The 12,742-nt window shown below is 52.0% G+C and carries 13 protein-coding genes; all 13 read right to left on the bottom strand.

The window, feature by feature from the left end:
- Window positions 1-1,224, bottom strand: coding sequence for a colanic acid biosynthesis fucosyltransferase WcaI (wcaI, locus tag LG381_RS12660; protein WP_225762490.1), 1,224 nt, complete (start codon window positions 1,222-1,224; stop codon window positions 1-3).
- On the bottom strand, window positions 1,221-1,700 hold the full coding sequence (gmm, locus tag LG381_RS12655; protein ID WP_225762981.1) for a GDP-mannose mannosyl hydrolase: 480 nt from the start codon (window positions 1,698-1,700) through the stop codon (window positions 1,221-1,223). The genes wcaI and gmm overlap by 4 nt, the downstream gene beginning before the upstream one ends.
- 2 nt (window positions 1,701-1,702) lie before the next feature.
- Window positions 1,703-2,668 carry a GDP-L-fucose synthase gene (fcl, locus tag LG381_RS12650; protein ID WP_225762489.1) on the bottom strand — a complete coding sequence of 322 codons (966 nt, stop codon included), beginning with the start codon at window positions 2,666-2,668 and terminating at the stop codon, window positions 1,703-1,705.
- A 2-nt stretch (window positions 2,669-2,670) separates the two neighbouring features.
- The gene (gene gmd / locus LG381_RS12645; protein ID WP_000048207.1) at window positions 2,671-3,792 is read right to left on the bottom strand and encodes a GDP-mannose 4,6-dehydratase; all 1,122 of its coding nucleotides are present in this window, start codon (window positions 3,790-3,792) and stop codon (window positions 2,671-2,673) included.
- A gap of 26 nt (window positions 3,793-3,818) precedes the next feature.
- Window positions 3,819-4,367 carry a colanic acid biosynthesis acetyltransferase WcaF gene (wcaF, locus tag LG381_RS12640; protein ID WP_225762488.1) on the bottom strand — a complete coding sequence of 183 codons (549 nt, stop codon included), beginning with the start codon at window positions 4,365-4,367 and terminating at the stop codon, window positions 3,819-3,821.
- Between the two features lie 15 nt (window positions 4,368-4,382).
- Window positions 4,383-5,129, bottom strand: a complete 747-nt coding sequence (wcaE, locus tag LG381_RS12635; protein ID WP_225762487.1) for a colanic acid biosynthesis glycosyltransferase WcaE — start codon at window positions 5,127-5,129, stop codon at window positions 4,383-4,385.
- A 10-nt stretch (window positions 5,130-5,139) separates the two neighbouring features.
- Complete coding sequence (wcaD, locus tag LG381_RS12630) at window positions 5,140-6,357, bottom strand: colanic acid polymerase WcaD (protein ID WP_225762486.1); 1,218 nt, start codon at window positions 6,355-6,357, stop codon at window positions 5,140-5,142.
- Window positions 6,332-7,549 carry a colanic acid biosynthesis glycosyltransferase WcaC gene (gene wcaC, locus LG381_RS12625; protein WP_225762485.1) on the bottom strand — a complete coding sequence of 406 codons (1,218 nt, stop codon included), beginning with the start codon at window positions 7,547-7,549 and terminating at the stop codon, window positions 6,332-6,334. Before wcaC ends, wcaD begins: the two co-directional genes overlap by 26 nt.
- A complete protein-coding gene (gene wcaB, locus LG381_RS12620; protein ID WP_000888726.1) occupies window positions 7,546-8,034 on the bottom strand; it encodes a colanic acid biosynthesis acetyltransferase WcaB in 489 nt (162 codons plus the stop codon). Before wcaB ends, wcaC begins: the two co-directional genes overlap by 4 nt.
- A gap of 2 nt (window positions 8,035-8,036) precedes the next feature.
- Window positions 8,037-8,876 carry a colanic acid biosynthesis glycosyltransferase WcaA gene (wcaA, locus tag LG381_RS12615; protein ID WP_000662438.1) on the bottom strand — a complete coding sequence of 280 codons (840 nt, stop codon included), beginning with the start codon at window positions 8,874-8,876 and terminating at the stop codon, window positions 8,037-8,039.
- A gap of 92 nt (window positions 8,877-8,968) precedes the next feature.
- Window positions 8,969-11,131 carry a tyrosine-protein kinase Wzc gene (gene wzc, locus LG381_RS12610; RefSeq protein ID WP_225762484.1) on the bottom strand — a complete coding sequence of 721 codons (2,163 nt, stop codon included), beginning with the start codon at window positions 11,129-11,131 and terminating at the stop codon, window positions 8,969-8,971.
- A 2-nt stretch (window positions 11,132-11,133) separates the two neighbouring features.
- Window positions 11,134-11,577, bottom strand: a complete 444-nt coding sequence (gene wzb, locus LG381_RS12605; protein WP_000482901.1) for a low molecular weight protein-tyrosine-phosphatase Wzb — start codon at window positions 11,575-11,577, stop codon at window positions 11,134-11,136.
- A 5-nt stretch (window positions 11,578-11,582) separates the two neighbouring features.
- Entirely contained in the window at window positions 11,583-12,722 is a 1,140-nt protein-coding gene (gene wza, locus LG381_RS12600) for a polysaccharide export protein Wza (protein WP_016158526.1), read from the bottom strand.
- Between the last annotated feature and the right edge of the window lie 20 nt (window positions 12,723-12,742).

The following is a 12,742-nucleotide window of genomic DNA, read 5'->3' as shown; positions in this document are numbered from 1 at the left end:
TTATCCCCGAATATCATTTATAAATTGACGTAACACGTTCTCTTTATCGAGCGTGCGTTCGGCATATTCACGTGCCACCGTGTTGTGTTTGGGCAGCAGGAGCGCCTGACAAATCCCCGTCACCAGCGCCTCGACCGATTCCGGTTCTACGCAAACCGCAATTCCTGGGAAGGTTTCGCAAAGCTGCCCCAGTTCTGTATGGGCTTCTGCGGTAATCACCGCGTTACCACCTACCGCCAGAATATTGGTCAGTTTCGACGGCAATACGGCATCTGCCGCGCCGCGTTTTTGCACCACCAGATGGCAATCGCCCATCTTCAGCAGTGCGGGTAAAGCGTCATACGATTGCAGCGGGAAGAATTGCATGTTTCGCAGCCCACGCTGCTGCGCCATTTTTTCCAGCCGCGCTTTGCCGCCGCCCTGCCCGACAATGGCAAAAATCAGCGGTTCATCGCGCAGGCGATCGGCAGCTTCAATAACGTTTTCCAGCCCCTGCTTTTCACCAATATTGCCGGAGTAAAGAATGATTTTTTTGTTATCCGGCAGGTCAAGTTGGTTACGAAGGGCATCAACATCAGCCTCTGCGACATGTTGAAAACGGGCGATTTCCGACCAGTTGGGGAAGAAGATGACCTTTTCCGCCGCCACGCCTTTTTCGACAGCTTTATTCATCATCGAACGCGAAATCGTGGAGACGTTATCGACGTTATGCAGTCCGCTACGTTCGAACGCCGTCGCCAGCTGTGCCACTTTGCCGCCTTTGCCTTTTCCGGCAAGGCCCAGCCCCAGCATGGCGTCCACTTCGTAATCCTGAATATGCAGCACGGTACGCGCGCCAGAGAGTTTCGCCAGCAGACGCATTCCCGGCGTGCAAAACAGCGTTGGCACTACGCCGATAATGCGCTCCGGCTTCCAGCGACGTTGCGCCATCAGCGGAAAGAAACTGCTGGCGGCAAAACTGCCGAGATGCAACAAGCGTTTCAGGGTGCTCGGCTGTTTTGGCACATACAGCGGGCAGCGCCACACCGTAGCCACGCCCTCTTCTCGTTTGTAACGCCAGGCAGAATAGTTCTCCCCCACCTGCCACTGCGGGTAGTAAGGCGGTGCGGTAATGACCCGCACCTCATGACCTTGCGCCGCCAGCCATTCCACCATCTCGCCGGTGTATTTGCCGATACCGGTTAACTCCGGCGAGTAGTTAATGCCGTAGACCAGTATTTTCATAATCCGGGTACTCCGGTACGCTTCTCAGCGAGAAAATAGGCGCGGCTGTTAGCGTGAACATTGTCACTGGCGAGCAGCGCATCCGGCGTCAACCAGCGGTAATCGTCATGCTGCTCATCCGGCAGTAACAGCTCTTCTTCCGCTACCCTGAAGCGAAAACCGAGCACCACATAGTGAGTGGTGAAATCCGTGCCAGAGAAGTTATCGTCATAAAAGTGCTGCCAGATGCCGTAAAACTGGCCTGCTGTTATCGGCAGACGCAGCCCCAGTTCCGCCATCGTCAGCCGCTCAAATGCGGCTTCCAGCGTTTCGTCTTTCTGCACGCGCCCTCCCGGCACAAACCAGTAACCCTGCGCCGGGCGGTTGGTTCTTTTGCCAAGCAGAAACTCGCCGCGACTGTTCTCGACAATAAAGTCGAGAGAGACAAGCGGAGTGGAGCGCACTACCGTGGCAAAGTCTTCCTGACGTAAAAACATCATTACCCCCGAAAGCGGTCTTGATTCTCAAGGAACCACTGGTAAGTGCTGGCAAGCCCCGCTTCCAGTGAGATTTCGTGATACCAGCCAAGCTGATGCAGGCGCGTCACATCCAGCAGTTTGCGCGGCGTACCGTCCGGTTTGCTGGCATCAAAAACCACCCGACCTTTGTAACCCACCACTTTGGCGATGGTTTGCGCCAGCTCGCGGATAGTGCAGTCAACGCCCGTGCCGACGTTAATGTGCGACAGCATCGGCTGGGTGTTTTCCAGCCAGACTTCGTGCGCCAGCTCCATGACATGAATGCTCGCCGCCGCCATATCATCGACGTGCAGAAATTCTCGCATCGGTGTACCGCTGCCCCACACCACCACGTCCGGTGCATTCTGTGCCGTCGCCTCGTGGAAGCGACGCAGCAATGCAGGGATCACATGCGAATTACTTAGATGGAAGTTGTCATGCGGCCCGTACAGGTTGGTCGGCATGACTGAGCGGTAATCGCGTCCGTACTGGCGGTTGTAAGATTCGCACAGTTTGATCCCGGCGATTTTGGCAATGGCATAAGGCTCGTTGGTCGGCTCCAGCGAACCCTGCAATAACTCGCTTTCTGCCATCGGCTGTTTTTCCAGTTTCGGGTAGATACAGGACGATCCGAGAAACAGCAGTTTGTTCACGTCGTTCTGATGCGCGGCGTGAATGATGTTGCTCTCAATCATCATGTTCTGGTAGATGAAATCCGCCGGATAGGTGTTGTTGGCAACAATGCCGCCCACTTTCGCCGCCGCCAGATAGACCTGGTCAATACGTTCGCTGGCAAAGAAATCATGCACCGCGCGGCTGTCCAGCAGGTTCAGTTCGTCGCGGGTGCGTAATACCAGCTCCACATCACCGCGCTGTTCGAGCTGCCGCCTGATGGCGGAACCGACCATCCCGCGATGGCCAGCGATAAAAATGCGTTGTTTACTCATGCTTATGACTCCAGCGCAATCGCCACGTCGTAGCCGTGAGATTTCAGCAGAGAGTGTTTTTTCGCCGCTTCGAGGTCATTAGCCACCATTTCAGACACCATCTCTCTGAGGGTGATTTCTGGTTTCCAGCCCAGCTTTTCGTGCGCTTTGGTCGGGTCGCCGAGCAGCGTCTCTACTTCAGCAGGACGGAAGTAACGCGGGTCAACGGCGATAATCACATCGCCCGGTTTAACGCCCGGCGCGTCATGCCCGGTGACGGAAACCACAATGCCCTTCTCTTCAACGCCCGTACCTTCAAAGCGCAGTTTGATGCCCAGTTGTGCCGCCGCCATTTCCACGAACTGGCGCACGGAGTACTGAACGCCGGTAGCGATAACGAAATCTTCCGGTTGTTCCTGTTGCAGCATCATCCACTGCATTTTTACGTAGTCTTTGGCATGGCCCCAGTCACGCAGGGAATCCATATTGCCGAGGTACAAGCACGACTCCAGCCCCTGGGCGATGTTGGCGATTGCGCGGGTGATTTTGCGGGTGACGAAGGTTTCGCCACGGCGCGGAGATTCATGGTTAAACAGAATGCCGTTGCAGGCGTACATGCCGTAGGATTCACGGTAGTTAACGGTGATCCAGTAGGCGTACAATTTGGCGACGGCATACGGAGAGCGCGGGTAGAACGGCGTGGTCTCTTTCTGCGGGATTTCCTGCACCAGACCGTAAAGTTCAGAAGTGGAAGCCTGATAAAAACGGGTTTTCTTTTCCAGACCGAGAAAACGGATCGCCTCCAGCAGACGCAGCGTGCCCATCGCATCAACGTCAGCGGTGTATTCAGGGGATTCAAAAGAAACCGCAACGTGGCTCATCGCACCCAGGTTGTATACTTCGTCCGGCTGCACTTCACGCAAAATACGCGTCAGGTTGGAAGTATCACTCAGGTCGCCATAATGCAGATGGAATTTCGGGTTGCAGGTGTGTGGATCCTGATAAATATGATCCACGCGCTCGGTGTTGAATGACGATGCACGACGCTTAATGCCATGCACTTCGTAACCTTTCTCCAGCAGCAATTCTGCCAGGTAAGAACCATCCTGTCCGGTTACACCGGTGATGAGAGCGACTTTTGACATGTCTTATTCCTCTGTATTTTTTGAATTTATTCAGTTTCAACGCGTTCGCGTATCACCACTGCGGGATTCCCCCGGCAAATGGCATTTGCCGGAAGCGATTTAAAAACACTGCTTCGCGCACCCACGACGGTGCCGTTGCCGATCGTGACGCCAGGGGCAACAAAGACATCGGTTGCCAGCCAGCATTTCTCGCCAATCACAATAGGTGTGGCGTTAATGGTGAAATGTTGACTTGCATGGTCGTGGCTACCGGTGCATAAATAACTTTTTTGCGATATCACCGAATTTGCGCCAATGGTTATTTCACCGAGGGTATATAAATTGACCTCATCGCCGACCCACGCGTAATCACCTAAGGTTAATTTCCACGGATAGGTAATTTTTACTGACGGACGAATAACTACGTTTTTTCCTATTTTTGCGCCGAATAAACGTAATAAAAAAGCCCGCCAGCGATACAATACTTGTGGCGACCAGGCAAATATTGTTGCCTGTACTGCCCACCACAATTGCACTTTAATAGCGTTGCCGCCCCGGAACCCTTTCGGCACCGAGAAACCACTTAAATCTTGCATCGTTTTCCCTTATATTCAGCTTTTGTTATATAAGGCTTTCGTCTTTGAGGTAGTACGTTGGCGTAAATGCCAGGATAATTCTGCCCAGAAGCCAGGCACATGTAATATTTGCCGTTGGACTTTTTTCGCGTCTGCACACAATTCCATATTATTGGTGGTAGATACCCCACCCATAGAAAATTCAGACACCAGGCCATTGAGTTTTTTAAATGCATAACCGGCCTTATACATTTTGGCCGCCAACGCATAATCGGAAGAAACTTTATATTCCAGGTCATAACGCCATTTTTTCAAACCGGATACCGGGAAAAATATCGCCTGATGACTGGCGGGCAGGCTGTGATAAATATACCAGCCCGGTTTGGCGCTACGTTTAATTTTATGCCCGTCGCCAAAATCCAGCAGCGCATCGCCGGTGATCATCACGTTATCTTTTTGCATTTTTAACTTACGGACAAAAATTGCGGCATCCTGATGAAAAATATCGCCTGAGTTGAGAAACAACGCGAACGTGCCTTGTGCCATCGCAATGCCCTTGTTCATGGCGTCGTAGATACCGTTATCTGGCTCGCTGACAAAGCGTAGGTTATAGATACCATTGAGTTTTTCCAGATACTCACGGGTGCCGTCGTTGGAACCGCCATCGACAACAATCCATTCGAAGCTGATATCGTCCGCCTGTGCCAGATGCGCCAGCGAGGCGTGCGTTTTGACTATCCCTTCGATGTTACGAAACGCGACGGTGATTATGCTAAGCAACATGTTCTTATTCTTACCTCGTAATATTTAACGCTTTTCGCAAAATAAACGGACAGACGATTAAAAAAGCATATTCCGGGCTAAATATCGAACCGGTAAAAAACAGCGATACCGGCGTAAAAAGATAGAGCTGCACGCGAAAATTACGATTATCGCCAAAAGCGTTGAGCATCATTTTTATCACTTTCCCCATGTACCACAGAGATAAAAACACCGCGAACCAGGAAAAATAAATAATCAGCAGATACAAACCATTGTCTATGGTTTTTCCGACATCCGCACCGTTAAATATTCCGAATGATGCGACATATTCATAAAGTGAGCCAAATCTGACTACACCGTCAATATGGGTCAAAGAATAACCGACCATCACCAGCGGACCGACAATACGATAATACGATGACGATCCTTCCGTACCTAAATCGCCCAGACGGGTGGAAATATAAGGAAACGCGATTACCACACCAACCAGGAATACAGCCAGAGAAATCAATGCTAACGGTAACTTTTTCTTAATCGCTTCTTTATTCAGATACTGAAATGCCCACTCCAGCAAATAAAACAGGATAAAGGTCATAACACCTGAAAACGATCCGGATAATATTATTCCTGCGAGAATCATAGCATCAGTTTTAGGCGTTTTGATACCAAACTGTTTGATACTAAGCCAAATTGAGATTAACGCCAGAGCGAAAAATGCCGGTTCGAAATAAAGTGCCGTAGTTCGCTTACCGCCGAATTTAATGAAATTCAGTACATAGCTGTTGCTGTAAATCAGATATTTCGAAATCGACTCCATAATACTGCTGCCGCCGGTGAGAATAATTTGCGCCATCTCCACCGCCGCCAGCGCCACCACCAGCCCGACCACCAGATAAAAGAAACGTAATATCTTGCGATGGTTGTGGGGCGAAATCGTTTTAAAGCGAATACTCCACACCATACCAATAATGATCACGATATAGACAAATAGCATGGTTGAAGTGACGTATTTATTGGCATCCAAAGACTGACCAAACAAATAGTTAAACGCCGTGAGTCCCGCGCCAATCCCTAACGCTATCATCAATTTTTTAACGCTGATGCGCTCTAAAAACAGCAGCAGCAAGACAGGTAAAAAAGTGACGATGGTGATGGGGAAACTTTCGCCAAGCTGGGCGATTTTGACGTTAACCAGCAGGTAGATCAGCGGCAGCAGCAGGTAGCTACAGATTCTGATAGAAGTTGACATACTCCTCCAGCATCTGTTGTCCACTGTAGGCGGCGCGGCTGCGTTGGCTGAACTCAGCCAACGTAGTACCAAATATCGCCTGCGCGATTTCCGGTTTGCTTAACTGCGCCAGTTGCAGCACCTCTTCTTCGCTGACGGTTTTACCACCGGATTTTTGCAGCACTTCCCGCGCTGCGTCGCTATGGGTGGCGATCACCGGCACGCCAATCGATAGCGCCTCACACAAAATCAGCGGGTAGTTATCGACACGAGAACTGAACACCAGCGCATCCATCTGATTGAGCACGCTCATCAGCTTACGTTTGTCGGTTTCAAAGCCGTGATTGACCACATTACCAGCGGTGAACGGCGAGAACTTACCGAAGGTATGCAGTTCGATTTTGTCTCCCAGCGCCATCATCTCGCGCACCAGTTGCTGGTTAGTTTTGCCGTCGTAACGCAGGTCATGCGCCACCACCGCGATTTTCGGCTTGCCCTGGGTTTCGCGCACCGGTGGCAGTTCCGCCAGAATGGCTTCGGTTGCCATATCAATACCGTTATTGATAATCCGGCAACGCCCTGGCCCGTACAGGCTATTGAAAGCGTCAGCCACATGCTGGCTGGGGGAAATAAACTGACAGCCCAGCACCAGCATCTCGCGGAACAACTGGCGTTTACCCGCCACCAGCTGGTGCGCGCGATCAATCTTCACCGGTGGATAGTTATTTAAGGTCGGGCATTTCTGGCAGCCCGTTTTCCAGCCTTCGCAACCGTCGGTAAAGGCGCAGCGCCCGGTAACGCTCCAGTGATCGTGCAGCGTCCAGACCAGAGTGATGTCTGGTTTGTGGTTTTTCACTTTTTCGCAAAAGCGCACCACGCTGTTAAGATTCAACCAGTAGCTGTGCAACACATGAAAATGCAGGACTACCGGCCCCGAAGTGCGGGTTATGGAACGATACAACTCATTGAAATTGCCAAACAGATCGCGATTAAACAGACGAAACAGCGCGATGTTCGCCATCGCGGTCATCCGAGGCGTATGTTTGATGACCTGCGGATAGTTCTGATGGCTGACGCTCTCTTTGCCGCCTTTGCCGTAGCCGTAGACAAAATGTGACGCCAGCCCCTGTTGCAGCGCACGCTGGTGGAGATCTAACGCCACACCTGCCGCCCCGCCTTCCGCCAGTCGCACATTAAATTGCAGAATATTCATTTAATTACCTTCACTCGCGCTTTTTCTCCCACCACCAGCGCGTTGTCCGGGACAGAGTCGAGCACCACGCTGCCCGCGCCCACGGTGACGTTGTTACCAAGCGTGATATCACCCAGAATAATGACGTTGGCACCGAGTTCGACGCCATTGCCAATGTGTGGACATGCCATGTTATCGGCGCCACGATTGCCGATAGTGACGCCGTGGCGAATGGTGAAATCATCCCCCGCCACCACGTTTTTATTGATCACTACGGCGTAACCGTGATGGATAGTAAAACGACGGCCAATGGTTGCGGCGGCCTGGATTTCATAGCCGAAAAAGCATTCGGTGATAATGCGATACAGCACCAGCAGCGGAGCCGCCCACAGATTATTGAGGGCGTTCTTTTTGCGCCACACCGAGCAAAAATGGGCGACACGATAGGCGAGAACCATGCAACACGGGCGTAAACTCCAGCTGTTAGCGCGCAGATCTTCCAGCATCCTTAACGCCCCCGTATTCCATCAGCCAGACGTTTGCCGTTACGCACCGACAGTAGCGTCAACAAAGTCCGCCAGGTCATGCGTTTATTGCGGATCTGGTAGAGGGTAAACAATTGATATTTTTTGCTGGCGCGGTCGAATTTGTCTTTGTGCTTACGGTAAAAGTGGAAGTATCCGGAGAATTTTTTCGGTGACGAGGTGATCTGCATTTCGCCGTGATTGATATGCAGGATCTGCGTCGCCTCTTCCACCTTCCACGGTTCGCCATATTCCACCACCATCCGCAGGAAGATGTCGTAATCCTGTGCCGCTTTCAGTTCGGTATCGAACAAACACTCTTTGAAACGCCACGCCCAGGTAAAGACCTGATTGCCAATGATATTGCGTTTATAGAACAGGCGGCGTGAATACGGCGATTTGGGATACAGTGGCAAACTTGCTGGTTGGGAATAGACTTCGCCCTGGCAAACGTAATCGTTAGCGTACAAAAAGGCGTGAGTGACCAGTTGCTGTTTATGGGCGAGGAAGACGCTCAGGCGGTTGGGCGTCCATTCATCATCGTCATCGATCCCGGTAATGTATTCCCCTTGCGCCAGCATAATAGCCTGGTTACGTACCGCGCACGCCCCGCTGTTAATGTCGTTGTGAATGTAGGTAATACGCGGATCGTTGAGGGCGGTGACGTACTGTTGCAGTTGTTCCCAGGAGGTGGAGCAATCATCCACGATGATCATCTCCCAGTTACTGTAGTCCTGGCGCAGGACCGATTTTATCGCCCGAATCGCCAGTTGTTGGCGGTTCCAGGTCGGCATATAGATTGAGATCAGCGGATTTTCTTTCATAGGTTGTTCTCCCGACTTATGAGCTGGTTTGCTTGCCGGATGCGGCGTGAACGCCTTATCCGGCCTACGGGGCGGTGCGAATGCAGGTGTCGTTATTTCGCGTCCGACTTATATTCGTATTCGTAATAGCCATAATCCTGATACGCGCTGGCGCGGCGGAAGATGGAGTTCAGAATCACCCCTTTCACCGGAATACCGTTTTGCTCAAAGCGGCTCAGGCTGGTTTCCACTTCTTTTAAGGTGTTGACTGCATAACGCGCTACCATCAACGTGGTTCCGGCGTGACGACCAACAATCGCTGCATCGGTTACCGCCAGAATCGGCGGCGTATCAATCAACACCAGGTCGTAGTTTTTACTCGCCCAGCTCACCAGTTCGGCAAAGCGTTCGCTCATCAATAGTTCAGAAGGATTTGGCGGCACCTGACCGCGCGGGATCAGGTCAAATTTGGGAATCGAAGTGGGTTTAGCAGCGGTAGTAATATCGCCCTGACCAAGCAAAATCTCTGACAGGCCATTGACGTTATTGGTGCCCAACAGCTCGTGGGTATAGCCTTTGCGCATATCGCAGTCGATCAACAACACCCGTTTATTGGTCTGACTGATCACCGCCGCCAGGTTGGCACAGACAAAGGTTTTACCAATTGACGGGCTAACCCCGGTCATCATCAACACATTGTTCTGCGCCTGCATCATCGCAAAGTGCAAACTGGTACGCAGACTGCGGATGGCTTCAATCGCCAGATCGGTTGGATTCCCCACCGCCAGTAGCTGGCTCTGTTTATAGCGTTTAACCCCTTTGATGGTTTTGACGCTATCGCGCGCTTTCTGCCATTCCGACAGCGGGATGCTGGCATAGACGCTGATACCGTGTTCTTCCAGCACCTGCGGGCTTTCGATGCCACGATTAAACAACGAGCGCAGCAGTACACCCACGATAGAGAGCATCAGGCCAAGAATAATCGCACCGAGGATAATCAGCCCTTTCTTCGGTTTCAGCACGCCAGGCTGGGTGATTGCCGGGTCAACAATGCGCACATCGCCAACGGTGCTGGCTTCGGTGATTTTCAGCTCCTGCTCTTTATTCAGCAGTTGCATATAGACCTGCTGACCAGACTCGACATCACGCGTCAGGCGTACAATCTCCTGCTGAGTTTTCGGCATCGCCGTTACGCGACCGTTAAGTTTGGCTTTTTCGTCTTCCAGCACCTGACGTTTCTCCAGCAGCGTGCGGTACGCCGGATGAACTTTGGTGAACAGCTTAGAAATTTCCGCCTCTTTAAAGGTTAGTTCGTTCAACTGCGCGTCGATGTTCACCATCGAATCGAGCACCGCTTTCGCTTCCAGCGGCAGATCCACAGAATCTTTATCCTGACGGAAGGCATTCAGTTTGTTTTCGGCGACATCAAGGCGGCTGCGCACTTCCGGCAATTGTTGCGCGAGGAAAGCGAGGCTTTTCGACGCTTCCGCCGATTTGCGCTCAATATTTTGTTCCTGATAGTTACGAGCGATACTGTTAAGAATGTCGCGGATCTGTTCGCGATCTTCACCGGTATAAGTCAGGCTCAGTACGCCAGCGTCTTTGCCGTTCTCCGTTACCGTCAGACTGTTTTGCAGTTGATTGATCATCCCCAGCGTGGAGTATTTGGTGACGGTAAACTCACTGCCCGGGCTGGCGTGAATGGCCTCAACCATCAGCGTGACGCCTTCTTTTTTCAGCATCTGACCTGCTTGTCCACGGGCGCTAAAACCACTGTCGCTACTCAGCGTGTAGTTTTTGTTGTCCAGAACATTAAGTGTAAACACCTGATCTGCCATTTCTTTTGGACGGTTAAAGGTGGTGACTTTCACCGTCTCATTCTGACGTCCCATCAGGCGATCCCAGCCCGCACCGAAAATCGGGAACGTGTTTTTGCTCACCGCAATATCGAGGTCGAGATCGTCCACCGTTTTACCAAGCACCAGACGCGAACGAATCAACTGGATCTCAGCGTCCGAGGCTGGCGGTTTGTTGGCTAACGCCGAACCAATGTCCTGCACCAGCGAATTGCCGCTGCTTTGTTCGATTTGTACCAGTGCGTCGGCACTATAAATCGGCGTGGCGAAGAAAGTGTAAACCACAGCACAGAGGGCAAATACGGCGGTGATGCCAATCACCCACCAGCGCGCTTCAATGACGGTGCCGACCAGGCGACCGATATCGATTTCATCACTGCCCGTTACCGGAGCGGCATGTTGTTTTACTTTTTCTGTCATTCTTATACCTGCTCTGCGTTCAATGCCTGCGCCCACTGGCGGGCAGACCGTTCAAGTAATGTGTACACCGCTGCAAACGTTTCCCGGCTTTTGCGATACGGATCGGGGATTTCACATTCGTTATCCCAGTGACCAAACAGCATCACTTTGCCGCGCATCTCAGGTGCCATCTCGCATAAGCGTTCAATATGGCGCTTTTCCATGGTCAAAATCAGGTCATAGTTGCGACACAGGCGGCGGCTGATTTGCCGTGCACAGTGACCTTCCAGAGACAGTTGATGTTCTGCGGCGACGCTGATAGCGGTAGGATCAGCGCCCTTACCGACCAGCGCGCCGAGTCCAGCGGACTCCACTTTCAGCTCCGGGTGATAACGTTGCAGTAAGCGTTCCGCCGTCGGGGAACGGCAAATATTGCCGACACAGACAACTAAGATGTTGTTAAACATGACGATTACCAGTTATGAATGTCGCTGGCTGTATCCGTCATGTAACGGACACCGCTAATAGTTGGCAGCAACTGATTGATCAGACGGTTCCAGCGGGAAACCGGGGCGGTGGTGACATACACCACGTCATAAGGTTGCAGGCGGAATTCTGTCGCCATCACCAGCGACGTCGCATCGGACATATCCAGCTGATAGATATTGGCAATCTTGCCGTTACGCCCGCCCTCGCCTTTCAGCGGACGAATGACAAAGATGCCGCTGGCGTTGGAGGTGGTCATGTCGATACCTTCGGCATTGCCCAGAGCTTCAGTCAGGGTCATGCCGCTAAAGTCCATTTTCAGGGTGCTCTGTTTCTTCACTTCACCCATCACAAATACTTTCAGATCATCATTACGCGGCACGTAGAGAATATCGCCGGGATAAAGCAGTCGGTTCTGATTGAGGTCGCCGTTTTGCATCAGCGCCTGCAAAGAAATGCGTTCTTCACGACCATTGTGTGTTAGCACCACGTTGCGCCAGTCAGCGGTGTCGGTCAGGCCACCTGCGGCGTTGATGGCATCGAGAATGGTCAGTGGCACGTTGGTGATCGCCTGTTGACCGGATTTATTCACCTGACCGGAGATATAGGCCTTTTGCGAGCGGAAGGCGGCGATATTAACGTCCACCTGCGGGTCAGCGATGTACGTCGCTAAGCGCCCGGTAATATCACTGCGGATTTCAGCGAGCGTTTTCCCCACGACGTGAACCTTGCCGATATACGGGTAGAACATGGTGCCATCAGGCTGCACCCAGTTGCCGGTGTCGCTAGAGCTGCGGTACTGACCGGCTGGCGTAGTGAGTTCCGGGTGATCCCAGACGGTGACATTAAGAACGTCACCCGGCCCGACGCGATACTGGTAATTAGCAATCTCGCTTTCCAGCGTCATATTGGGGCGCGCCACGTTCGGGCGTGGGCGTAATTGATCAATCAGGCGCGGGGTCAGCGGATAAACATTCACCATTTTGTCGAGGTCGAAATCAGCGTCCTGCTGTTTGATGACGTCTTTACCCAGCGTAGACATATTACTGCCCGGAAGTACTGTGCAACCGCTTATCAAGGTTACTGACACCAATAATGGCATCAATTTCATTTTGGATTTCATCATTGTTTATTTATCACTTTGGC

The organism is Escherichia sp. Marseille-Q3837, from assembly GCF_916618735.1.
Lineage (GTDB): Bacteria > Pseudomonadota > Gammaproteobacteria > Enterobacterales > Enterobacteriaceae > Escherichia > Escherichia ruysiae.
This window is presented reverse-complemented; position numbering and strand designations above follow the sequence as displayed.